Here is a 23,617-nt window from a genome sequence, read left to right on the forward strand (position 1 = left end):
AACCTCTTGGTGAGGAGCTCAGCGGCTTCGCAACTACGGCGGAGCCCTTCCTCGATGATCATTTCAGTGGGGGCGAGTATCGGGCGTGGGACCGATGAGCGGAAGTTGAGGCATCCCTCGTTCGAGGAGATCAGGGAGAGGGCCGACGATGGACGGTGTTTGGCATAGCAGCCCGCTCCCGGGATCGATCTAGGTGAGCTTGCTCTCCACCGCGGCCGAGGAACTCTTTCGCAGGTACTTAGTTTAGACAAGTTGCATAAAAGGGAGGAACACCATCATGAGCGATCCTGTCGCCGTTCATCAAACCCGCGAGACCGTTTACGCTCCTGATCTCTCGGCAAATACCGTCATCAACGAAATCTCTTGGGGAGCGGTGCTTGCGGGCGTGGCGCTCGCGCTTGCGGTCCAATTTCTGCTGAACCTCTTGGGCGTCGGCATCGGAGCCGCCGTGTTCGATCCGACAACGAACGACAACCCAAACCCAAGCACTTTTTCGATCGCCGGCGGTCTCTGGTTCGTCGTCTCCGGCATAGTTGCGGCCTTCGTCGGCGGATATATCGCCAGCAGGGTTTCCGGCCGCCCTAGCAAAACGACGGGAAGTTACCATGGGCTGACGAGTTGGGCCGTCACGACATTGATCGTTCTTTATCTCCTTACGACCTCCGTCGGCGCGTTGGTGGGTGGCGCCTTCAGCGGTCTGAGTAGCATCATCGGGGGCGTCGGCAAGACTGCCGCCACAGTCACCTCTGCCGCCGCACCGGCAATCGCCACGTCCGCGGATCCAATGGCCGACATCGAGCGGCAGGTCAGGAGTGCGACGGGAGGCAACGATCCGGCAGCACTCCGCGACGCAGCAGTCGCCGCTGTGCAGGCAGCAGTCACCGGCGACGAGGCGACCGCGGAAGAAGCACGAAATCGTGCTGCTGATGCCATTGCAAAGGCACAGAACATTCCGGTGGACCAGGCACGCGCGCAGGTTCAACAATACGAAGAGAGCTACAAGGCCTCGATCGAACGCGCCAAACAACAGGCGACCGAAGCCGCCGATACGGCCGCCACCGCAGTTTCTAGCGGGGCCATCTTGGGCTTCTTCTCCCTCGTTGTTGGCGCGGTCGCGGCTTGGTTCGGTGGCGCGTTTGGAACGCCACGTACTCTGGTCACGACTGGCGCCACGCGTCGGGCCGGCTAGTAAGTAGCCCCGATCTCCCGCAGCTGCGGGAGATCGGCGGTCGGAAACGCGTTTGGCTCCCCGCGCTGGAACGGAGAGGGCCTGGCGAGTGCTCACCATCAGGTGTCAGCGGCTACCACTGTTCCGCAAGAATTGGCGTAATCTACTGGAAGAACTTCCGACCGAAAAATTCGCGGGTTCGTGATCGCCCCAGCCGACTCGAAAACGAGGTTGGAGTGATTCTCATCTCTTGCTTGGAAGGCATTCTGGTCGCTGCCGTGCCTAACTGCGAGCGGTTAAGGGAAGCCGGCTGATAGCTCCATTTTTCCTGATATTCGTCGGCCTAAGGCCGTATTTGGCCGCAAGTGCCGCTTCAGAGATTGGAATTTCCCTCCGCCTCCAGGCAGATGATGAAGTCCTCTGTAACAGCTCTCTTGACCAGAACTGTGGCGCGCGCTCTTGCAGCATGAGAGCTCACATACGCGGATGTCAGCTCATTTTCGAGGGTAGCCAGACGGTGCTATTGTGCCAGACGGGACAATGGCAAGATGATGTTCACTGATAAACCGGTTGGTCGCCAGTTATAGTTGAGGGTACCGCCGAATTGGCGGATCACGGTCGCCTCCACCAACGTGCTGCCGAAGCCCTTGGAAGCAGGAGGGGAGGATATTTCTCTCTCCCCCTCTTCATTCCAAGTGATGCTCAGGTCGTCGCCGTTGATCTGCCAGACAATGTCCACCCTGCCATTGTCGCCGCACAGCGCCCCGTATTTGGCCGCATTGGTCGCCAGCTCATGGAAGACTAGCGCAAGTCCGTTGACCGATTGCTCGCCGCATAGAATGGTAGGGCCTTCAAGAGAGAACCCGCTCTCGCCGGGGATTGCGGCAGGCTTGTGGGGCTCGATGACGATGCTTATTAGGTCCGCAAGATTGGAGGCCGCCCCTTGGACGTCGCTAAAAGATGGCTTCACCAAGGAATGGGCAGCGGCGAGCGCATGCAACCTGCCAGACAACAGCGCGACTAAATCATCCTTGCTGTCCGTGCTTCGGGCGCTAATGCGGATTATGCCGTCTACGATAGCGAAAAGGTTTTTGAGCCTGTGGCTCATCTCTCTGGTGAGCAGTTCCTGCTGTTCAAGCGCCTGCTGGAGTTCCTGTTCGGATCGGGCCACCTTCAGTGCTATACCGATGAAATCGGCAAGCTCCTGCAGCGTGGCTCCGTGACCGCAGTGGAAATACCCGATCCTGTTGGCGACGACCCAAAGGGTCCCGAGTGGCTCCGTCCGTCCCATATATAGGGGAACGAGCAAAACCTCTGGCAGCGACAAGCCCGCTGGTATCCAGTTATAGACGCGCTCCGGATGGATCGCCAGTGTTGGTGCGCTGCGGTCGAGCGTAATGCCACACGGCGAGTAATCGCGGGGAGTAGTCGCCCCGTTGAACGGCGACAGAATTCCCTTCAGATTATGCCAGCGGAACACCGGGAACGACTCTGTCTGTTCGAGCAGGCTGACACCGGCGGAAATCGCGCCTGTCAGTTCCATGGCGAGTTCGACGAACTTTGGGAGCATTTCTCCAGGCGCATCGTGCATGCGTCCGGCGAGCTGAAGAAGTGCGGCCTTCTCCTGCGCGGCATCGCCGCGTGGCACTGGCCGCTCACTCAGGTCGACCGTGTAAACCGCCGAAACGTCGGGCGTGGGCACCTTCACCGCATCCATCTTCTCGCTTCCCTCTCGGTGCGCGCAGACCCTCAAGGGTCATCGGTATCCTATTTACACGATGGAGGCAAAACAGCAGACATGGGGCCCAGTCTACAAGACGCACCTGTTTATGACGGTCATCTGCGCTCGCTTAACTGCCCCAGTAACGCCACTTGGGCACGTGTGGCATTGTGCAGGAGCTCGCAAGACGGTGCAAGCGCTTGCGCGCCAGCATGCGTACTCGCTATGAGGCGCGGTCGTTGGCAAATTCCGAGCGATAGCGAAGCCGGGCTCAGCTCTTGTTCAGAATCCATAGCGTTCCGCCCCGGTGCGGAAACAGGAAGTTCTGCTCGCCGCGCAGTCCAACCGGCGCTTCCAATTTCGGATCAGTCTGGCAGTCGGGACCAGAGCGGCACGCTGCAGTCTTTGCGCCCCCATGCCATTGCGGGTGCGCGACCGCCGATCGACGACCTTGCCGACGCGCAGATGGCGCATTGCCTCGTCGAAAACGTTCCTGAATATTCACCAAAGGATCGCATAACATATCAAGGGAATTGCTCGTCGAATCTGGCAATGGAGAGGCCGTCCGGTCGGACGGGAGAACAAGCGTTCACATTTGGCTGGGTCACTCCTCCGGCCTCTGAAACCGCGGCGACCACCCGCGCGAGATCCCCACACTCATGAACTGCTCGGCGATCGCAAGCTGTTCGCGCAGATGCTTGCCGTCGAGCAACGGTGTGACGATCGTTGGCCGCGGGTCTTCATCGTGCCATGCGAGCGCTGCCTCGACCTCCAATCCAGATCGGCGCGGTCTGCCTCTTCGAGGTGGGATAGTCCTTTTCTCCGACCAAGCGACCATAGCGACCCTTCCAGGATTCTGCGTCCGGGACGTTATAGAACACCAGTCTCCTGCGAATTTCGGCGGCACGGCGTTCAGAAGACAGCTTGCCACGTGCTTTCCGCCGCTCCCTTCAACTGCGCCAGAAGTTGAATGGCGGGGTCTCAAGTTCTGCTCACATTTAAGGCGAGGGACCTGTCCGAAGTTCAGCGTAAGCTTATTCTGATATGCGGCCTGTTTGGCCTTCGTTAGGATTGGGAGCTGCGGATACATCGATGCGGCTCAAAATATGTTCCGAGATGCTCCGCGCGATCTCCCGCTCGCCCATGATGATGAGGTTCGCTCCCAACCTTGTCAGGTAATCGACCTCAGCGTCGGAATGCGCGCGGGCGATGATCTCGAGTGTCGGATTCACTGTGCGGGCGCGCTCGATGAGGTTGCCACTTTCGAACGGACTTGGAATGGCGCTGATCAACCATTTGGCTGCGCCAACGTTGGCCGCCTCAAGTAATCCGGGCTGAGCGGCATTTCCAATAATGACTTCGGCGCCAAGCGCCCGAAGTTGATCGGCAACCGCTTGCCGCTCCTCAATTATCAGGTAAGGCAACCGTGCTTTTTGCAACGTCTCTGCAACCAGGCTCCCAACCCGCCCATAGCCGACAAGGACAGCATGGTGGGTGAGACGGGTACCCGTGAGCTCGGGTGTGTCTGTCTTGCGGTCTTCTTGTACGGCGCCGACCGGCTCGCGTTGCTTGAGCCGTGGCGTTAGGCGACCGAATCCGGCGAATAGAAGAGGGTTGATGAGAATGGACAGGATCGCTCCGGCAAGCACCAGGTCCTGTCCTGCCTCCGGAAGAAGCTTGAGTTCAACTCCCAGCGCGGCAAGTATGAAGGAGAACTCGCCGATCTGTGCGAGGCTGAGGCCGAGTGTCAGAGCTACAGGCAGGGAATAGCCGAACATGATGGCGATCGCGGACGCGGCTGTAGCATTGCCAATCACGATGATCAGGAATGTTGCTCCGACGAGCAGCGGCTGCTCGACCAGAATCATGGGGTTGAACAACATGCCTACCGAGACAAAGAAGAGCACGGCAAATGCGTCGCGGAGCGGCAGCGTTTCCTGGGCGGCCCTTTGGCTCAACTGTGATTCGGCGAGGATCATCCCCGCGAAAAATGCGCCAAGAGCGAAGGAGACACCGAACAGTTCAGCTGCTCCGAAAGCGACTCCCAGGGCAATCGCCAGTACCGCCAGACGGAAAAGCTCTCGCGAACCGGTGTGAGCAACATAGTGCAGTACCCACGGAATGACGCGCCGGCCAAAGATAGCCATCGCAGCAAAAAAGGCAGTCAACTTGGTCAACGCAAGTGCAAGCGCGCCGGACACAGTTTGCGGCTCAAGAAACGTGAAGAGGCCGCCATCGCCTGAACTCGGCCGAGTTGTGCTGCCGCCAAAACTGCCAGCGAAGGCCGGCAATAATACGAGGGCGAGGATCATGGCAACGTCTTCGACGACCAACCATCCGACGGCAATACGCCCTCCATCGGTTTCGAGTTGTCGCTTTTCCTGGAGGGCCCTTAGTACCACGACCGTGCTTGCAACCGAGAGTGCCAACCCGAACACCACGCCGGCTGCAATTGGCCATCCGATCGCTTGCGCCACGATGAACCCGAGCGTTGTCACCAGAGCCATTTGGCCGAGAGCCCCAGGAAGCGCGATAGTCCGCACGGAAAGTAAGTCGTGGATGGAGAAATGTAGCCCTATGCCAAACATCAGCAGGATAACACCAAGCTCGGCGAGTTGGCGCGCCAGCGATTGATCTGCAACAAAGCCAGGCGTAAACGGGCCGATCGAAACACCTGCCAAGAGGTAGCCGACCAGCGGCGATAGGTGAAGTCGATTTGCCACAGTGCCGAAAATGAAGGCCAGCCCAAGGCCGGCAACGAGGGTGGCAATAAGTGGTGTGTGAGGCATTTCTCCCAGTCCGGCCGCGTTCCATTAAGAGGCCAAGTGCGGCACGAGCATAGACATAATGGACTATGGCGCGAGTGTCTCGTTGTCTTTCGCTCGAAGATGTGAGGGTGCTTTCGCCGGCGTCGCGTACGGTTATATGACAATTTGGCGTGTGGTTTCGGCATAGGAGCCATGCTGAATAACCGACAGGAGATCGCCATGTGCTACCTGATAGTCGATTCCACCATCATCCGCGCCAATCAGCACGCCGAAGGCGCAAAAAACGGGTGAAGATCAGGCCCTTGGCCGCTCGCGCGGCGGCTTGAACACCAAGATCCACATGGCCTGAGCGGTCTCGGTCACAGGCCAGAAGGGCGATGAGCCGCAAGCCGACGCCAAGATCGAGGGCCTGCCCGCCGAGGTCGTCATGGCCTACACCGCGCTATCGTCTGCGCGACGCCATCGTCGACAAGGGCACTGTGCGGTGATTCCCAACAACCCGTCCCGTGCGCGAATGTACCCGCTGCACGAGCATTTCTACGCCCAAAGGCACCTGATCGAAGCTGCCGACGTCCGGATGCTCCTTCGCTGGCGCCAAAAGACGGAAGTGGTTGAGATTAATTCGACGTTCAACCTTTAAGGATATCGTGCCGAGCACATTGGTTTAGATCTGCGTTTGTATTGATGAGCGAATTTCAGAACAAAACTATCAAACTTATGACGGTCTGCGACGGCGAGGCTTCAGTGACTGATCCTGCCCAGCGCCGGCGAAATCTTCTTTCGTCGACCCTGGAGCTCTAGCGGGCTCTGGGAGGGTCTTTTGAGGAACTCGAGTCAGCCATTATGAAAGAGGAAACAGGCACCCTCCGGCGCCGCGACCTCATAGTAGGCGATCTGATGAAGGAATTGGCGGCTATCTGTCACATCTGCGATATGGACATCATGCAGGCCGGTCACAACACACTCGACAAGCTGATATATGAGGAACGGTCTTCTCCAACGATGGAAATGGACCGGAGCTTCTAAAGTAGCCGTTGCGGGCGCTCGTCAGCCGCTGCAACAGGTTTCGCCCATCTACGTCCCCGAATCGCGCGCGCTGACATCAACAAGCTTAAGGCGCATAGATGAAGCCCTGACCGTTTCCGGTCAGGGAATTTCGTTGGAACTGTCGTTCTGCAGTATGAAGCAAGGACACGGAAATACGGTCCGCCGCAAAGCCCACTACAAGCACTGGCAATGCTAGAGGGTGTGTCAAAGCGTGGTCGATCTTATACGAAGGTATTAGGTGTGCCAGTAACAATTTAGGGGTTTTTGTATTCTTGTTTTACTCTTGTCGAATTGACCGGAGTGTGCTTGTCCCCCGGAAAACAGTCCAAGCAAAGGCTTCATCGAATGGTAAACGCTCAGTGCCAAGCGTGCCCAACACCATGGCCGATAGGAGGATCCAAGGACGCAACCCAGAACGGTCAGGACCCGGCCTTCTCGATGCGCTGGCCACCACGCACTAGCATTGCGCGAGCGGCCGAGGCTGACCGTTATTGTGGCTCGCATGCGACCCGCATCTTCCACCGCGTTAACTGAACTTCAAACTTATCTTCTGCGAACAGGCGCAGGGGCATCAGCGGGCGTTGATGCGTGTCTCTTTCCAAGCCCCATCGCCCGTGCGAGTTCCGAGCGCTGCAGAGCATAGTTGCGGGCGGTCATCGGGTAGTCGGATGGAAGCTTCCATTTTTCGCGATACTGCTCCGGCGTCAAACCGTATTTAGTCGTTAGATGGCGCTTGAGAGATTTGAATTTCTTCCCGTCCTCCAGGCATACGATGAAGTCGTCGGTCACGGACTTCTTGATCGGAACCGCGGGCCGTTGATCCTCAACTGCGGGCGGGCTCTGCGCTGACGCAGACGTCTCGCCCAGTGCGCCGTAGGTTTGCTGGATAAGGTGGGGGAGTTCGTCGGGGGCAATGATATTGCGGCTCAAATAAGCCGATACGATGCGACTGGTGAGCTCAAGCGTTCGTCCATTTGGGTGCGCTTCTGTCAATGATCTTCTCCGCAGCCTATTACAAAAGAATCGAGCCAGCAGCGTGCAGATATTTCGGTCGGAACGAAGGCACCTGACCCAGCGCTGCGCTATATATCTCTGCTCTCATCGTTATGAAGGGTTGCATGGCCGAAAACAAAACGCACTGGCTCCGGAAAGAAAATACGGATCAGACGAAGGCGAGCTTTCCTGAGCTCTTTTTCGATCTCGTTTTCGTTTTTGCGTTGATTCAGCTTTCCGAGAGCCTTTCGGATGATTTCAGTCTTGGCATCGCCGCTGAAGCAGTGCTCTTCATCTTCGCGCTTTGGTGGGTATGGATCCACACGACGTGGGTCATGGATCTTCTGGATACCGAGATCTCACCGGTCCGCCTGCTGCTCTTTACGCTGATGTTCTGCGGCATGGTAATGGCCATTGCGCTGCCGGAAGCCCTCGCGGGCATGGGCCTTGTCTTTGCGGTCGCCTATTCGGCCATGCAGGTCAGCCGGTCGCTGTTCACCCTCTATGCGTTCCGAAGAGGCGACTTGGCCTCGTTCATGACCTTCTTCCGGATTACCGTCTGGCTTATTATTTCAAGCATCTTCTGGATCACGGGGGGTCTGTCCGAACCGAATCTGCGCGTCGTCCTGTGGATCGTGGCACTTGCTCTGGAATACGTAGGCCCGATGGTCAGATACTGGGTACCACGTCTCGGAGCTTCGCCGCGCGAAACGCTCGACATCGACGGGGAACACCTCGCTGAACGCAGCGCGCTTTTTGTCATTATCGCGCTCGGGGAGACCATACTGACGATCGGCAAACACACGTATGAAAACCTGGACACTGAAGGTACGCCTCTGGTGCTGTGTCTTTCCTTCCTGACTACCGTTCTCATGTGGTGGATCTATTTTCACGACGGCCAGGAACGCGCTGCTGACAAGGCAGAGGATACGTCTAAACCGCAAACCACCGCGCAGTATCTCTTCACCTACGGTCACCTTCCGATCGTGGGCGGTATCATCTTCACCGCCGTCGCAGAAGACTTCAGCCTGGCGCATCCTTACCAATCCGGAACATACAATAGCGCGCTGGCGCAGCTCGGCGGGCCGATCCTGTTCCTTGCAGGGACAATGTGGATGAAAGGGGTGTCTTCGCGCGTCCTGCCGTATTCGCATGTCTTTGGCATCGGCTTGCTGGCAGCCAGTTTCACGCTTGTGCCTTTCATCGCCAACTCCGCGATCCAGGCGCTTTCAGGTGCGATACTGCTCGTGGTAGCCGTCTGGGAGTATGTCGCGCTGAAGCACTTGCGGCGCAGCGCCGCCTGATTGCCACGGCTTCCGTTTCTGCTGAAAACTGGGACGGTAATCTCGCAAGTAGTCTATGGCCTCCCATCGACGGCGGCGTCGCTGTACGACCATGTCGTTCCCTCGGCGAGCTTTCGCTTGGTCCGATGTGATGGCGCTGCTCAGGACAAATGATGGGAGAGCGGAGGGCGTTATGACTCAGCATTCATCTGCAAGATCCGTTGCTCGCCAATTCCGCAGTGGCTCCGGGGGGGCGAAACGACGACGCGGTCACTGCTTCTAGGAACGACTACGATGTAGTGGCGTTCCGCCGGTCATAGCTCATGACCCCTGTCCAAAACCGGTGGGATTCCCAGCTATCCTTGAAATCGCCTGCACAAAGTAATACCTGCCGTGTATCTGGCATTACCGAGGAACGCAGATGACAACGACAGTTACAGCTAGGAGGCTGGACTGGAGATGACGCCAATTCCTCGAGCCGCGCTTTTCCTCGCAGGAAAGGTGTTCACGCAATATCGCCGGGCAGGAGGATCAAGGACTGGCGTCCTACCCGACTTTTTCATTGGCGCGCATGCTGCAGTTAGCCAGCTTCCGCTTCTGACCCGCAATATCGGACGGTATCGCACCTACTTTCCGACGCTGTCGCTGATCACGCCACACCCATAGCGTCTCTGAATCGGTGTGCCCGTTCCGCACGCCTTAGACAATCAGCCGCGCCGCTCGTCCGTTCTTCCGTTCCGCGGTGTGTATTAACTCGCCGCCTGGCTCACCGACTTATGCAGTGACTGCTGCATCGCTTCGGGCAGGGGAATGCCGCGATTTGCCGCCTCGGTTAGATACCCTGATCTCAACTTCGTATCGGCAGTCCAAGCGCGAAATTCGACTTCGGCAAAAGCAGCGGCTCGGTGAATATCGCGTTGTTCCGCTTCAGTTAACAGTGGGTTTCTTCGCGACGATCGCCTCGAGCAGCTTGCGTAACTCCGTCGACATCCGTCGCGAAAAGGCCGTACCGACTTCTGCGACATAGACGAGCTCACCCCCTTGCGTGCTGCCATCCTGGTTCGGTTCAAAGGGGATCGCGCCCATTCGACCCCAAAAAAAGAGAAGCATTTGCAGCGAGCAGCGCCGAAAGCCGGTCTGCGACCGTGCGCACGGCTTCCCGGCCGCGTTCGTCGTCATGCAGGACCATCCAGAGATCATGGCCGAGCTCATCGATCACCCGCCCCGCCCGGACGAAGCCTGGATCGCTATCACCGATGAAACATGGCATCACGCTGATGCCCGCTCCCGCCTTCACTAGATCGAACATCATCCGCGGTGAGTTTACCCAGTTCGTGATGTGTCGGCCCGGCTGTTCGAATGCCCACCGCTTCCACGGCTGGTTGGCGACGTCCGTACCCAGCGAAACCCAGTTGCAATGGCGCCGGTGGTCAAAACCTTGGGCGCAGTAGGGCGCATAGGCGACGGCGACGGAACGCCGGACCGCGACATTGCCCAACTGCGGCCGCTCCGCGGCGAGTCCAATGTCCACGTCGCGGTGTGTCAGGTCGATCGCGGCCTCAGTTGTCTTGAAACAAACGCGAAAAGTATCGTGCGGTGTCCAAAGGTGCCGAAGGCTTGTTGCCGTGAAGCACGACATCGTGTTGTCGGAAATAAGCCGTACGATCGGCATCGAATGCACCGTCTCTTGCCAATCGACGATGTCCTGCGCTGCCTCCTGCATCGCCCTCACGCGGTCCAGCAATATCTGCCCGTCCGGTGCGAGCTCGTATCCCGTCCGCGCCCTGACGAACAGCGCTCGTCCCGTGGCACGTTCCAGCGCCAGCATCCGTCGCCCAATGGTCGGCGCGCTGATCCCCGTCTTCTCAGCGGCACCCGCAAGCCCACCTTGCTCGGCGACGTGCAAAAAGAGACGAAGATCTTCCCAGTTTTCGACTTTCATCCGGTTCGACTTTCATCCATGAAAGATGGCTTTCGTTCGTGCCTCTACAGTTGCATGGCCTCTCGAACCATCTTCCGGGTAACGCCAGATGCCCGGAGAAACGAGATGCTACTTGAATGGACGATCCTATATAGGGAGCTGGTAAGCCAACAGCGCAAAAAACGCTGCGACGCGTTCGCCGATCCACTCGACGGCGCCGAATGGGAAGGATTCGGCTGGCTCGTGAAATGGATCGCGAGGTCTCCGGCGCGCGGTTCGCAAGCCGGTGACCACGGAGGGAAGGGCACGCTCGATGAGACGTGCCGTGCGCAACCGTCCGCGGCGCCCTTGGGCTTGCCTGCGCCTAGCCCGCACGGCTCTCGCTGCGCACTGGAGTGAGCCCGTCCTCCTGCCGCGCTCTTACTCGATCGATGCGAACAAGCATCCAAGCAGCAAAAGTTTCCCCCGATCATCTGACATTGGGACAGTGCAATTATCGCTCCTGTCAGAAGGGTGAGCGCAAGCAATGGCCGCGATCCACACGATTACTTCGGCGCGTTTGAAAGGATGCACAGCTTCTCCTCCCACCGGAAAACGTCGATCTTCACGATCCGGCATATTCCTCGTCTCGAGGAGCTGGAGTCGATGTTCCTGGGGCGCTGAAGGAAATTAGGCGCGTGTTGCGAAAGGACGGGACGCTCTTCATTTCGATCGTTCACCCGCTGGCGGATTTGGAGCTCCTCGCCGTGTCCGGGCCTGGTGCGCCGTCGGAAACTCCCGCGACGTACTTCGATCGGCGCCGTTTCGAGACAAAGGTGGAGAGTAGGGGGCTGACAATGCATTTCGCCGGCTGGGCACAGCCGCTCGAAGGCTATGTTAGCGCTCTGGAATCCAGCGGCTTTGCAATCACGTCGCATCGCGAGCCCACTGCGGACCTAAGACAAGGGCGGGGTCATTTGATACGTTGGAGCAGGTTTCCCTTGTTTCTATGGTTAAAAGCTCGACCGCGCCCTAGCCAGGGCGGGAACTCGTTCGCCCTAGAATCGGTGCGAACGCCGCGCGGTCGCATGCAGCAGCGTGATGTTGATGCCCGCCAGCAGGATGAGGCCGAGCTTCCACGGCAGGTAAGGTTCGCGGCATACGCGCGCGCGTTCACGGCGAACATCAGCGGCCCCGCTCCGATTGCGAAGCAGAGGCCGATGGCAGCAATGGGCAGGACGAGGTTGGCGAGGCCGGCGACGGGTAGCTTTTGCAGCGACGCCCAGGAGACGGAGATCGAGCACCGCTATGCCGCCGAACAGAAGCGCGATCCCTAGCACATGGATGAGGTTGATGATGGGAAAAGGCCATACTCCGGAGCGCATCCACGCGCTGGAAGATAGGCTCTCCAGATAGACGAATACGGCCTCCACGATGGGCGTCCTCAGTGAGCCGCTCGGGTCTTCGGGGGGTGCTCGAGCGTGCGGATTACCTCAGCGACAAAGCTGCGGCGCCCCCGCTCCGGCCTGTCGAGATGAACATAGTGCGTCGCCTCGGGTATTGTGACCATGCGAACGCTTGCCGCCTTCCTCAAATCCTGCGCCAGCGTGGTCACGTCCTCGGGCCGGCTCCAGAAATCATTGGCCGATCGGATGACCAGCACATGCGCGGCGATCGGACCAGCATCCCATAGCTTGTGCCCCGAAGCGAGTTCGAAGGAATCTGCCATCGCTCCCGAAGGCGCTCGGAATGAAGGCGGGTTGCGACTGCGCGAGGACGGATCAGAGGCAAGCGCCGCGGCTTGATAGGCCTCCGCCACCTTCGGGTCGCGCCAGGCAGCCTTGTCCTCGATCGGAATCGAGCGGTCCCACGATGGCAGGAGGGAGGCAGCAGTGTTCAACCGATAAGCCCCAAAGCGCTGGATGTTGAACTGGTCGGGGTTGCTTGGGTCCGCCATACCCGAACCAGGTCCCAGGGTCTTGTGACCGGCGTGCACGCCGTAGAGGCTATTGTATAGCACGAGATGGCTCACCTCGCTGGGTTTCTGGCTAGCATACATGCCCGCCCAGTGGCCGCCGGTGGCCCAGCCCAGCAGGGCAACTTGCGAGACGCCTGTCCTTGCCTGAACGGCATCGACCACGGCGCCGACGTCACGAACAACCATGTCGGAGCGGACGAGGGGCTGGCCATCCTGGCTGCCGTCCTGCCCGTGCCGACTTGAGCCACCGTAACCGCGCGCATCCATGATGAAGACCCGGTGTCCCGCACGAACCAGGTCCACCGCGAGAGAGCCGCCTTCAACCGGAAGATCAAAGGTGGCAACGCCCGGGACGCGCGCGCCGTGAAGAAGCACGATGGGAGGCTTTCCGGACGGACCCTCGGTATCACTCACCTCCCGGACCGCAAGCTTAACGCCCGGGTCGCTGATGACAGTGAAGTCTCGGCGGGCGATTTCCGCTTGAGCGGCGCCACCCAGAAGAGTGGCCCCAATGAGGACCGGTCCGGTCAGACGTGGAATCATGGACTGCGAACGCATAAGAAACTCCCGCTTTGCTATTCTCGCCTCTTGACTTGGCACCTGCGTTCGATGTCTTCCAATATCAATTGCCGCTTTATTGAGATGATTGCGATATGAGCGTTGATCTGCACCACTTGCGCCACTTCGTGGCAGTCGCCGAGGAACTGCATTTCGGGAGGGCGGCCGCCCGTCTCCACATGGCCCAGCCGCCGCTCTCGCAGTCGATCAGGCGCCTTGAGGAAGCGCTCGGCTTTCCGCTCTTCGTGCGCACACAACGCCGCGTCGAGCTGACCCCTGCAGGCCAAGTGTTTCTAACGGAGGCTCGACGCACGCTGCAGCAAATGGACGAAGGCGTGCGGATGGCGCGACGCGCCGCATCGGAGGATCTGGCCGAGATTTCGATTACCTTCACGAGCGCCGCGCTCTACCGTGTATTGCCCGCTGCGCTCCGCGCCTACCGCGAACGTTTTCCGATGGTTGACGTTCGGCTGGATGAACGGTCGACCGACGCGCAACTCGCAGGATTGCAGGACGGCTCGATCGACGTGGGTTTCGTCACGCCACCGTTGAAGGGAATGTCGGGACTAGAGGTCGAGATGATCGATCGCGACCGTTTCTGCCTCGCAGTTCCGGCATCGAGTTCGCTTTGCAACCAGAGCCCGATCGGCTTGGCCGAACTCTCGGACGAGTCGTTCGTGCTCTTTCCATATGCGCAAGGACCTTCGCTCCACGGTCGGCTGATGAGCGCCTGCCGGCAGGCCGGCTTCGTGCCTCGCGTGCGTCAGGAGGCGCGGCAGATGCACACGATCCTGAGCTTGGTAGCGGCCGGTATGGGCGTAGCTTTCGTGCCCGAGGGAGCGCGTTCGATGCGGGTGGACGGTGTCGCAATGGTTCCGCTGGTGGGGATGCCCGACGACCTCACCTGGGATCTCGCGATGGTATGGAAGCCACGCAGCGCCCGTCGGTCGATCATCGAGTTTCTGCGGACGGTCAGATCCCTATCGCCGTGCGAGTGACCTCTTCGTCGCGCGGCGGGTTCGCCGGCGAGGGGACGGAAGGACGTATTCAAGTCGCTCCTTCCACTTAGACCCCTTCAGCACTTACCCCGGCAGCACGCTGGCGGAGATCAGCGCCGAAGCGTATAAGCCGATGCCGAATGAAATGTGAGCGATAAGGCTCCGCAAACGCGAGACGTTGGGTCGTGGTGTTCTCCTCGCCGCGATCCCCGCACCCATCCCAGGCTGCAGGAGCAGGAACGGCGCGGCGATCGTTGCAACGCCGACAAGCAGCGCCGGACCTGGCGTGGGATCGTGGGCCCACTCTATGCCCCACACCGCCAGCAGAACCGCGGCAAAGACTACCCCGGCCGCATAGTGGGCGAACCAGCCGAGCGCCGCTTCTTCTCGGATTGGCCGCGCAGCGGTAATGTTGTCATGGGTGAACCGGCCCAGGCGGAGATGGCCCATCCAGCGACCAAGAAGTGCGTAGTTCAGCGGCGGCACTCCGAAAAGGTGCTTCTGCACTGCAGCCCACATATCCATGAGAAGAGTGGCTCCGCCTCCGATCAGAAGCGCGGTCAGGGCAAAGGTCAGCACGACGCTCATCGTCTTTCTCCTGTGGCTTGTCGCTGGGGAGGGTGTCCGGCCCCAATGTTGGGGGGCATTGCCGTGTCTATGTCGCCAGATCGCGACCAACAGGGCCGCCACGGCGGCCACGCCGTGGGCTTCAGCCGCCGTTGCGAACGCTCTGGCATAGCTGTCGGTGGTGTCGGCGCCGGTCGCTGCCACCGCCATCAGGAGCGCAAATCCCACCGTCGGACCGACTTCCATTGCGGTGTTCATCACGCCGCCCGCAAGGCACATTTGCCCTTGCGAGACATTGTCCGCAGCCAACACGGCGGCGCCCGAGAAGACGAGGGCGATGCCGCACGAGAACCGTGAGATACGCGATCCATGGCAATAGACCGGCGCTGGCCGCGAGCCCGAGGACGGATACGGCGATCGGAAGGACGAGAGCCCAAGGCCAATTGACGAAGCTCGCCACCATACGGACAAGATGATACCCAGCGCCGTGACGATTCATCGGCATAGCCAGTGGTCCGGTCGTCGCACTCGGCATAGGAGTGAAGAAGTTCTTCTATGATGTCTGGGGCGATGCGGTGAATGTGGCATCGCGGATGGAAACAACAGGCGTGCCCGGCCGCATTCAAGTTTCTCCTGAGATCTATGCGCAGTTGATCGATCAATTCGAGTTCGAATGTCGGGGACTGTCAATGTGAAGGGCAAAGGCAGATTAACGACATGGCTCCTGGCCCGCCCAAAGACCGGGTGTTCAAACGGTTAGCTGATTTTGCGAGAGAGATTCACCTTCTGTTAACGCGCCCCCTGGGGCGCGAAGTAGAGAAATGTTCCTGTTTGTGCTTTTAAGATCGGATAATGTATCGAGTTGAATGGCATCGTGAGTGAGCCGCTTGAGATAGTATAAGCCCCACAATAGCCGCGGCAACCAACGCCGCTCTCGGCCGCCACGCGGTGAGCGGTTGCCGCTCGACTGCTCGGCGTCAGCGGACATTGTTATGACTGTTCATTCCGTTCCCCAGGGGGAACAGAACCTTGTTTCAGCTTTACTGGCCGGACCGAATGGTCGATCTGCAGACAGCTCGCACTAGCTCGTTTCACGGATCATTGAAACCGTAAGTGGCGGTAGGCGCGACAGCTGCAGATCAATCCATTTGGATGTTGGCGTCGCGGACGACAGGGGTCCATTTGGCAAGCTCGGCTTTGACGTGGGCGGCGAGCTCCTCGGGCGTCGAACCTACGATCTTGGCGCTGAATTCCTCCATGCGTTTCTGCACCGCCGGATCGGCCATGGCCTTCTTCGCAGCTTCGTTGAGGCGGGCGATCACCGGTTGTGGCGTGTTGGCGGGAGCGAAGAGCGCGTTCCAGGTGTAGGTCTCGTAACCGGGAATGCCCGACTCTGCGATGGTCGGAATGTCGGGGAAGGACGATGCGCGTTCTGCCGTCGTGACAGCAAGCGCGCGGAGGGTGCCAGCTTTGATATGACCGGATGACGAGGGGAGATTGTCGAACATGATTGGCACCTGATTGCCGATCACGTCGTTCAGTGCCGGGCCGGAGCCCTTGTAGGGAATATGCTGCATCTCGACGCCGGCCATCTTTTTGAAGAGCTCGCCGGAGAGATGAAGCGGTGTTCCGTTGCCGGAGGAGGCGTAGGCGTACGTCTCGGGGTCAGCTTTCAAGAGTGCCAGCAATTCCTGAACCGTCTTGGCCGGCAGTTCCGGATTGACCACCAGGACGTTCGGAACCACGACCAGAAGCGAGATCGGTGCGAAATCCTTTTCGGGATCGTAGGGTTTGGTTTTCAGGATGAGCGGGTTCAGCGCATGGGTCGCTACTGTCGCCATCAGGATCGTATAGCCATCGGGATCGGCGCGGGCAACGTTTGCGGCGCCGAGATTACCGCCAGCGCCAGCAACGTTCTGGACGATCACCTGCTGGCCGAGATCGTCGGACATTTTCTGGGCGATGATCCGCGCAACCACGTCGGTCGAACCTCCGGCAGCAAAGGGAACGACGAGCGTTACCGTCCGATCCGGAAACTCTTGCGCTTGCGCCGCCGAGCCAAGCGCGAGCGCCGAACAGAAAGCAAACCCGGCCGCCATAGCGGTGCGACGGGTCAAGCTTAAAAATGCCATGCGGAAATCCTCCCGATCTTATGGACGATGGATGCAGGCTGAGGCCGGCTGTCCTAACAATATGGCGGAGTTCCGGTTACGCAATGGCCGTCGATACGATTGTCTGTGAATGGCGCAAATATCGCATCCTCACTGTTCTCCGGCCACGACACACGGCCGGCATAGTCACTCGGTACTCGTGCGGGGGGCAGGCTAGGTGCTTTGCGCCACGCCGCGAGCGCCGCCATTACAGGAAAGGCCGCACCAGCGGCCATGCAACCAATGCGTAGGCGACAACGCTGAGGATGGTCCCTATGAGTCGGCCGACGAGTGCGTATGGATCTCGCTGATGGGCGGTCATCTGGTTCTCCAATAAAACAGTGGTTATCTGCCGTGGTAGCATGCAACCGCTTGCCGGTCACTAATTTGTCACTGCTTCCAGAACACTGGTGTCAGGATGACAAGCACGGTCAGCACCTCAAGTCGGCCCATCATCATCATGAGTGAAAGCAGATAGAGTTCCGGATCTTCCAGCGTCGAGAAGTTTCCGGCTGGGCCAACGATGCTGCCGAGCCCGGGACCGACATTGGAAAGGCAGGTGATGACCGAGGACACGGCGGTGAGAAAGTCGTAGCCCAAGGCAGCCATCGCAAGGCTGCCGAAAATCCAGAGGAGGATATAGGTGACAAAAAACAGGAGGATCGCCCGCAAGGTGTCCAGATCAAGGGAATTTCGGCCGTAGCGGACAGGGTAAACTGCCGCCGGATAAATGAGTTTGCGCAAGCCAGAGTGGATGGCGCTGAAGAGAACGATAAAGCGGTAGGCCTTGATGCCGCCGGCGGTGGATCCGGAACACCCGCCCATGAAGGTCGCGATGAATGCGGCCATCACGACGAATGGTCCCCAAAGCTGGTAGTCCTCGCTCATGTAACCCGCAGTCGAGAGAATCGAGCTGAAGTTGAAGAATGAGTGGGCCAATGCGATGTGAAACTCGACGCCATTCGTCAAACGGTGATAAATCGCCACCGAAAGAGCGAAGACCGTCAGATAGGCGAGAAAAACGAAGATCTGAGGATCACGCAAGGCGTCGAGCCGACCGCGTGCAACGAACACGATGAGGATCGAAAAGGGCAGGCTGCACAAGGCCATGAAGAACGTTGCCGTCCACAGGAGCGGAATGCTGCCGAAATAGGCGAATGATGCATCATGAGTCGAAAAACCGCCGGTGGCAACCGTCGACATGGCGTGATTGATCGCATCGAACCGGTTCATCCCGGTTAGGTTGTAGCCGATTGCACAAAGGAGCGTAATGCCAACGTAGACGGTGAAAAACGCCCGGCTGAAGGTGGCGAGGCGGGCAAATGGCTTTTCGTTTGTGTCGGAGGATTCCATCTTGAAGAAGGACATTCCCCCGACCCGCAGGTACGGGATGATGAACAATCCCAGGACGACAATTCCGACGCCTCCAAGCCAGCAGATGAGCGATCGCCAGATCAGGATGCCGGGCGGGGCATCGTCCAGTCCGACAATCACCGTCGATCCGGTCGTGGTAATCGCTGACACGGACTCGAAAAGCGCCTGCGCGAAGTCGAGATCGAGTGAGGACAGCCACAGCGGCAAGGCACCGATCAACGCGAAAGCCGACCATAGAACGTTGACGAGGAGAAAGCCGAATTTCTTCGAGAACGGAGGCGGCCCAGCACGGGTTGCCATGAAAGTCGCAGCAGAAAGGCCGCTGGTAACGAAAGCACCGGCCGCGAAGACCTGCCAATCCGGATGGCCATAATAGAGGTCTAGCATCGCTGGAATCAGCATCGCGGCCGAAAGGTAGAGGCCGAGAATCGCGGCAATGTGGATGGCGTGCCGGATCAGGGAAGCGTTCAATCTCGTGGCCTCCCGTAGTTGGCGATGGTGATCAGTTGGCTACGATCCAGAGTTCGGCCAATGGATAGCCAAAGTCAAATGGGAGCGCCGATTTGAAATCAACATTTACACAGAACTTATCGAGCCTCAGCCAGTATGTGGGCAGGGCCAGTTCCTATGATACCGATAGACATGGATTACTCCTTGCTGTGGCTGCGTAGATCAGGTGATGAAGCTGCCATCGCCACGATGTCAGCGCCGAGGGTCTCCATCGGTTATCCCAAGCCAACCCTCGTGCGTTTCTTATTCACGTGCTGAGCGCCCTATATATCGCTGCTTCTCATCCTTACGAGGGTTCCATGGCTCAAAACCACCCGCACTGGCTCCGGAAAGAAAATACGGATCAGACGAAGGCGAGCTTTCCTGAACTCTTTTTCGATCTCGTTTTTGTTTTTGCCCTGATTCAGCTTTCCGAGAGCCTTTCGGAAAATTTCGGCCTTGGCATCGCCGCTGAAGCAGTGCTCTTCATCTTCGCAGGCGGCGCCGTTGGAAGCTGGCGCTTGCAGGGTTTGCAGTAAATGAGGAAACCCGCATGCGCGACAATCTCGCGATCCGGCTGACGGATTGCCGTATCAGAGCGCGCGATGCTGTCCGGTCTTATCGGCTGCATGGTGATGTGGTGCGCGTCTTCCATGACGTCGGCATTGTCATCCTTGAGCCCCTGCGGATCGCGTCCTACCTGTTCGGACATCTGGACGGGATGAACGATACCGGTACGCTCTGCGAAGTGGCGCCTGAGCTACCGACCGAGGATCGTGCCTTTGTCACTGCCATTGGCCGGTTGGTGGACCAGCTGCGCACGCTATGGGGCACTCGGGGGAAATGGGAAAGCTACAATGCGCTGGCCGATGTCGGGGCGGTAGGCTTCCGGCTTTTCGAGGAATTCGGCCTGCATGCGCGGCCGCAACCGGACGGGCGAGCCTACATCAATGTCCCCTTTACAGCAGACACTATACCGGCAGGGTCTGCGCAGGTTGATCTGCTGCGCGCACTGATGGGTGGCTATAGGAGCTGATGGATATCTGTGAGTCCCAAGACTGCAATCTGATATATATAATTCTATATATGTCAGCATTTTTGATACGGTTTTGTATATCGAAATTGCGTCGCTCTGAGAATCCTCTTATATATTATCCTGTATGTTTCGCATCGTGCGATACAGGATAATGATATGGCATATAAAACGGAGCATATAAGGCAGCAGCTGCGCGCTGCGCGCGAAGCGCAGAAAATGAGCCAGCGCGAGCTGAGCGCACGATCGGGCCTGACGCAAAGCCATATTTCTCAGATAGAACGGGGCACCATGGAGCCCGGACTTGGCAGCCTAGTGGATGTGGCGCGCGCGCTCGACCTCGAGATCGTCCTTGTCCCGAAAAAACTGATGCCGGCAATGCGCAATATCCTCGATAGTGCATCGGCATCGAGTGATGTCGTGACATCCGACCAGCGCAAACTGGTGGGGCGCCTTGAGCGGTGGTTTGCGCAGCACCGGGGCGGGTTCGGTAGTGCTTCCGAGGCAGATACATTCAAAGATAGCCTCGCGCTCTTACGGCATCTTCCTCTGTCGGCCGAGGAGATGGACACATTCAACGAGGCGACTGCACGCCTCGACCGGTGGCAGGCTGATCCTCCGTCCCGTCAGGAGCTGAGCAGGATCGCACATGTCGTAAGACACCTACGCAATGGCGCGGTGCACCGCGAGCGTGACGACGCGGTCCCTCGCTCGGCCTATGCGCTGGATGAGGACGACGATCATGCCTAAGGTCACGGTACTCGATGTCAGGCTGTATGGGGAACCGGTTGCGACCCTGACGAATCTGCAGGACGGGCGCACCATCTTCGCGTTCAACGATGCTTATATCGAAGACGAAAAGCGGCCGACGCTTAGCCTGTCCCTGAAAGACCCGTTCGGGGCGCTCATCACGAAGTTCAGGCCGTACAACATGGTAGTCCCGCCCTTCTTCTCGAACCTACTGCCGGAAGGACCGCTGCGCAAATACCTCGCTGATCGTGCGGGTGTGAAGCCGTCGCGGGAATTCATCCTGCTCTGGATGCTCGGCCGCGACCTGCCTGGGGCTGTGACGGTGCATCCCTCCGAAGCGGATGACGCGCCTCTGGATGACGGGCAGGCTATCGTCGAAGCGCGGCCGAACGCGCTGCGCTTTTCGCTGGCGGGTGTGCAGCTGAAGTTCTCGGCCTTTAAGAACGACAAAAAGGGCGGCGGCTTGACCATTCCGGCCGAGGGCACAGGTGGCTCGTGGATCGTGAAGCTGCCGTCTCAGCAATATAGCGGCGTGCCCGAGAATGAGTTCGCGATGATGACCATCGCCCGCATGATGGGTATGGACGTGCCTGAGCTCCAGCTGGTTGATCTCGACGCTGTAAGCGGTCTTCCGCAGGGGGTGGGTGAACTGCACGGGCAGGCGCTGGCGATCAAGCGTTTTGACCGCACGCCGGAGGGAGCGGTGCATATCGAGGACTTTGCGCAAGTCTTCGGCGTCTTTCCCGACCACAAATACGATAAGGGCAATTACCGGGTGATCGGCCGCGTGCTGGGGATCGAAACCAGCACGGCCGACGTGGCGGAGTTCATCCGGCGTCTAGTCTTCAGCACGCTAATCGGCAATGGCGACATGCACCTGAAGAACTGGTCGCTCATCTATCCTGATCGCCGCACCCCTGCGCTCTCGCCAGCGTATGACTTGTTGTCGACTATCCCTTACATCGAGGGGGAAGATACGGCGGCGCTCAATTTCTCCCGCACAAAAAAGATGGCAGCGCTGTCGAAGGACGAGCTGGCGCATCTGGCTGCGAAAGCGGAGCTTTCCGAAAAGCTGGTGATCGACACGGCGCGCGAGACGGTTGAACGTTTTAGGGCGGCATGGGATGCGGAAAAGAAAAACCTGCCGATGGCCGCCAAGGTCGCCGACACGATCGATACGCACGCACCGACGGTCGAGCTGTATCGTGAGTTCGCGAAGTAGTGCCTTGCCGCTTGGCATCAACTTACGAGCCTTGCTGTATATTCAAGGCTTTAGCCCATCCAAACAGGATGACCGTTGGTTCGAATCCCCTCACGTCAGGATTTTTGTCAACGGTCCATTCAGGTGTCATCGAGTTCTTCTTTGTAGCCGGATCCACGGTCTGAGCCCATAGCAACTGCCGGCCCGTCCTCGGTCCTATACAACTCACATCAGGTCGCCGTTCTCAGCGACTGCACTATTCTCCCGCTTTCGGGGCCCGGGCTCAGGAGAACGGGGCCAAACTCAAGATCGGCGGCGCCAACGCGGCGTATTGCCTTCTGACTGCTGCGACCTCGCGCATCAGGACTAAATGCACGTTCTATCGACACCGCACCTGGACGCAGCTCAAAATCCAACCTCGATCCGAAGCGCTTCATCATCCGCACGGTCCCCGCGCTTTTGGCAAAGACGATCGCTTGGGAGGATTACTGCGATGGGCGGCGTCCGCTTGAGCAGGCGATCAAGCGGCTCGGCAAGCAGAAGTCGGCCGCATGACATTTGAACGGCGGCGTGTTGGGACCACATAAGAAGAATGAAAAAGCAGACGATACCGATTGAGCAACTCGCACGCCTCCGGCGTATACGGGGCCTGGCCCGGCTTATGGACACGGCGCTCCGAATTCCCGGCACCCGCGTCTCGCTCGGCGCGGACTCCGTGCTCGGCTTGATCCCCGGCATCGGTGATTTCGGCGCTGCGGCGGTCAGCCTCTTCATCGTCAACGAGGCGCGCCGTCTCGGCGTGCCGAACGACAAGCTTCTCAAGATGCTGGTCAATGTAGGATTCGACACGGTCGCGGGAAGCGTCCCGGTGGTCGGCGACGTCTTCGACGTCTATTTCAAGTCCAACCGCCGCAATCTCCAACTCGTGCTCGACCACTTCGGACTCGATCACGCTGATCTTGATCGATCGCGATGATCAACGGCCGCCGGCCGGAACGGCCATATCGAACACCGCGGCATTGTCCTGAACTTCGCGCAGGCCGTCGCAGGAGGCGTGGCGCTTCTCCACGCAGCAAAAGCCTTTTTCTTCGTTCTATGCAGATCGATGCGGACCAAAGCTGGAGCTGCTCAGCGCATGGAGGCGAGCGAAACCATTAGCAAGTCGGCAGATGATGTTGGCCATAACCCACTGGGATTCGGACCGTTACTGTTGTTCTGGCACCTCGTCTGGACGGATCACGGGCGTTCTTCCGACGTCAGGAGCAGGCTCGACCATTTCGGTGTCGCCGACTGTTGGCGGCTTCAGAACTCCGTCGCAATCATCAAGCTTTTCTGTGAGCGTCCCCCCATTGGCGCCCGCACCCGGAGCGACGCGGCAACGCTCATTCTGCGCGCCAGTTCCGGGGTCGTTGGAGAGTGCTGAAGTTGTGAACAGGGCGGCGATTGCAAGTAATGGGGCGGCGACGAAATCTCTGGTCAGTTTGTACCTCATAGGACTCGTCCTTCAGTTTAGGCGCCGCGGAGTTGCAGCCCTTCCGTGGCGATAGGAAGTTGGGATCTCTAGAAAACCCGAGCTCGCGAGCAATAGTTCCGGTGAGTAGCTGCCAAGCGAACGCCAGTCACAGACAGCCCGTAATGGG

19 protein-coding genes and 4 pseudogenes are annotated in these 23,617 nt (G+C 59.0%); 12 read left to right on the forward strand and 11 right to left on the reverse strand.

Features of this window, described 5'->3' with window-relative positions; all coding sequences use genetic code 11:
- Window positions 1-277: 277 nt before the first annotated feature.
- Entirely contained in the window at window positions 278-1,189 is a 912-nt protein-coding gene (locus tag AC5J09_RS05205; RefSeq protein WP_494297132.1) for a PhnA-like protein, read from the forward strand.
- A gap of 499 nt (window positions 1,190-1,688) precedes the next feature.
- Here AC5J09_RS05205 and AC5J09_RS05210 read toward each other — a convergent pair whose 3' ends face one another.
- Both AC5J09_RS05210 and AC5J09_RS05215 read right to left on the reverse strand, forming a co-directional pair.
- On the reverse strand, window positions 1,689-2,885 hold the full coding sequence (locus tag AC5J09_RS05210) for a sensor histidine kinase (RefSeq protein ID WP_494297133.1): 1,197 nt from the start codon (window positions 2,883-2,885) through the stop codon (window positions 1,689-1,691).
- Window positions 2,886-3,922: 1,037 nt separating this feature from the next.
- Window positions 3,923-5,677: a cation:proton antiporter domain-containing protein gene (locus AC5J09_RS05215; RefSeq protein WP_494297134.1), complete on the reverse strand. Its 1,755-nt coding sequence runs from the start codon at window positions 5,675-5,677 to the stop codon at window positions 3,923-3,925.
- Between the two features lie 204 nt (window positions 5,678-5,881).
- On the opposite strand from AC5J09_RS05215, the pseudogene AC5J09_RS05220 reads away from it, so the two are divergent.
- Window positions 5,882-6,218, forward strand: a pseudogene (locus AC5J09_RS05220) (transposase family protein); the annotation flags it as partial.
- Between the two features lie 281 nt (window positions 6,219-6,499).
- Window positions 6,500-6,682 carry a hypothetical protein gene (locus AC5J09_RS05225; protein WP_494297135.1) on the forward strand — a complete coding sequence of 61 codons (183 nt, stop codon included), beginning with the start codon at window positions 6,500-6,502 and terminating at the stop codon, window positions 6,680-6,682.
- Between the two features lie 564 nt (window positions 6,683-7,246).
- Here the strand turns inward: AC5J09_RS05225 and AC5J09_RS05230 are convergent.
- Complete coding sequence (locus AC5J09_RS05230; protein WP_379939871.1) at window positions 7,247-7,696, reverse strand: Ros/MucR family transcriptional regulator; 450 nt, start codon at window positions 7,694-7,696, stop codon at window positions 7,247-7,249.
- A 125-nt stretch (window positions 7,697-7,821) separates the two neighbouring features.
- On the opposite strand from AC5J09_RS05230, the gene AC5J09_RS05235 reads away from it, so the two are divergent.
- Together AC5J09_RS05235 and AC5J09_RS05240 are read left to right on the forward strand one after the other, a co-directional pair.
- Window positions 7,822-9,000: a low temperature requirement protein A gene (locus AC5J09_RS05235; RefSeq protein ID WP_100674395.1), complete on the forward strand. Its 1,179-nt coding sequence runs from the start codon at window positions 7,822-7,824 to the stop codon at window positions 8,998-9,000.
- 423 nt (window positions 9,001-9,423) lie between these two features.
- A pseudogene (locus AC5J09_RS05240) lies at window positions 9,424-9,645 on the forward strand (type II toxin-antitoxin system VapC family toxin); the annotation flags it as partial.
- Between the two features lie 33 nt (window positions 9,646-9,678).
- Here AC5J09_RS05240 and AC5J09_RS05245 read toward each other — a convergent pair.
- The 4 genes and pseudogenes from AC5J09_RS05245 to AC5J09_RS05260 all read right to left on the reverse strand — a co-directional run.
- Window positions 9,679-9,830 (reverse strand): annotated as a pseudogene (locus AC5J09_RS05245) (integrase); the annotation flags it as partial.
- 215 nt (window positions 9,831-10,045) lie between these two features.
- Window positions 10,046-10,921, reverse strand: a complete 876-nt coding sequence (locus AC5J09_RS05250) for a LysR family transcriptional regulator (RefSeq protein WP_379943370.1) — start codon at window positions 10,919-10,921, stop codon at window positions 10,046-10,048.
- A 1,016-nt stretch (window positions 10,922-11,937) separates the two neighbouring features.
- Entirely contained in the window at window positions 11,938-12,312 is a 375-nt protein-coding gene (locus AC5J09_RS05255; protein ID WP_379943372.1) for a hypothetical protein, read from the reverse strand.
- An 11-nt stretch (window positions 12,313-12,323) separates the two neighbouring features.
- Window positions 12,324-13,415: an alpha/beta fold hydrolase gene (locus AC5J09_RS05260; protein ID WP_494297136.1), complete on the reverse strand. Its 1,092-nt coding sequence runs from the start codon at window positions 13,413-13,415 to the stop codon at window positions 12,324-12,326.
- 95 nt (window positions 13,416-13,510) lie between these two features.
- Here AC5J09_RS05260 and AC5J09_RS05265 point away from each other — a divergent pair, with 95 nt between their 5' ends.
- A complete protein-coding gene (locus AC5J09_RS05265) occupies window positions 13,511-14,413 on the forward strand; it encodes a LysR family transcriptional regulator (RefSeq protein ID WP_379943376.1) in 903 nt (300 codons plus the stop codon).
- Between the two features lie 84 nt (window positions 14,414-14,497).
- On the opposite strand, the gene AC5J09_RS05270 is transcribed toward AC5J09_RS05265, so the two are convergent.
- Window positions 14,498-15,238, reverse strand: a complete 741-nt coding sequence (locus tag AC5J09_RS05270) for a DUF2938 domain-containing protein (RefSeq protein ID WP_494297137.1) — start codon at window positions 15,236-15,238, stop codon at window positions 14,498-14,500.
- Window positions 15,239-15,519: 281 nt separating this feature from the next.
- Here AC5J09_RS05270 and AC5J09_RS05275 point away from each other — a divergent pair, with 281 nt between their 5' ends.
- A complete protein-coding gene (locus AC5J09_RS05275) occupies window positions 15,520-15,675 on the forward strand; it encodes an adenylate/guanylate cyclase domain-containing protein (RefSeq protein ID WP_379943380.1) in 156 nt (51 codons plus the stop codon).
- Window positions 15,676-16,119: 444 nt separating this feature from the next.
- Here AC5J09_RS05275 and AC5J09_RS05280 read toward each other — a convergent pair whose 3' ends face one another.
- Together AC5J09_RS05280 and AC5J09_RS05285 are read right to left on the reverse strand one after the other, a co-directional pair.
- Window positions 16,120-17,112, reverse strand: coding sequence for a Bug family tripartite tricarboxylate transporter substrate binding protein (locus AC5J09_RS05280; RefSeq protein WP_494297138.1), 993 nt, complete (start codon window positions 17,110-17,112; stop codon window positions 16,120-16,122).
- A 408-nt stretch (window positions 17,113-17,520) separates the two neighbouring features.
- Window positions 17,521-18,975 carry a TrkH family potassium uptake protein gene (locus AC5J09_RS05285; RefSeq protein ID WP_494297139.1) on the reverse strand — a complete coding sequence of 485 codons (1,455 nt, stop codon included), beginning with the start codon at window positions 18,973-18,975 and terminating at the stop codon, window positions 17,521-17,523.
- A 338-nt stretch (window positions 18,976-19,313) separates the two neighbouring features.
- On the opposite strand from AC5J09_RS05285, the pseudogene AC5J09_RS05290 reads away from it, so the two are divergent.
- The 5 genes and pseudogenes from AC5J09_RS05290 to AC5J09_RS05310 form a co-directional block, all read left to right on the forward strand.
- Window positions 19,314-19,490 (forward strand): annotated as a pseudogene (locus tag AC5J09_RS05290) (low temperature requirement protein A); the annotation flags it as partial.
- Window positions 19,491-19,546: 56 nt separating this feature from the next.
- Window positions 19,547-20,029 carry a hypothetical protein gene (locus AC5J09_RS05295; protein ID WP_440854720.1) on the forward strand — a complete coding sequence of 161 codons (483 nt, stop codon included), beginning with the start codon at window positions 19,547-19,549 and terminating at the stop codon, window positions 20,027-20,029.
- A gap of 156 nt (window positions 20,030-20,185) precedes the next feature.
- Window positions 20,186-20,776: a helix-turn-helix domain-containing protein gene (locus AC5J09_RS05300; RefSeq protein WP_379943388.1), complete on the forward strand. Its 591-nt coding sequence runs from the start codon at window positions 20,186-20,188 to the stop codon at window positions 20,774-20,776.
- Window positions 20,769-21,998 carry a type II toxin-antitoxin system HipA family toxin gene (locus AC5J09_RS05305; protein ID WP_494297140.1) on the forward strand — a complete coding sequence of 410 codons (1,230 nt, stop codon included), beginning with the start codon at window positions 20,769-20,771 and terminating at the stop codon, window positions 21,996-21,998. The genes AC5J09_RS05300 and AC5J09_RS05305 overlap by 8 nt, the downstream gene beginning before the upstream one ends.
- A 571-nt stretch (window positions 21,999-22,569) precedes the next feature.
- The gene (locus AC5J09_RS05310; RefSeq protein WP_122102871.1) at window positions 22,570-22,953 is read left to right on the forward strand and encodes a DUF4112 domain-containing protein; all 384 of its coding nucleotides are present in this window, start codon (window positions 22,570-22,572) and stop codon (window positions 22,951-22,953) included.
- Window positions 22,954-23,181: 228 nt separating this feature from the next.
- Here the strand turns inward: AC5J09_RS05310 and AC5J09_RS05315 are convergent, their stop codons facing one another.
- On the reverse strand, window positions 23,182-23,469 hold the full coding sequence (locus AC5J09_RS05315) for a hypothetical protein (RefSeq protein ID WP_494297141.1): 288 nt from the start codon (window positions 23,467-23,469) through the stop codon (window positions 23,182-23,184).
- Between the last annotated feature and the right edge of the window lie 148 nt (window positions 23,470-23,617).

The organism is Sinorhizobium sp., assembly GCF_059070375.1.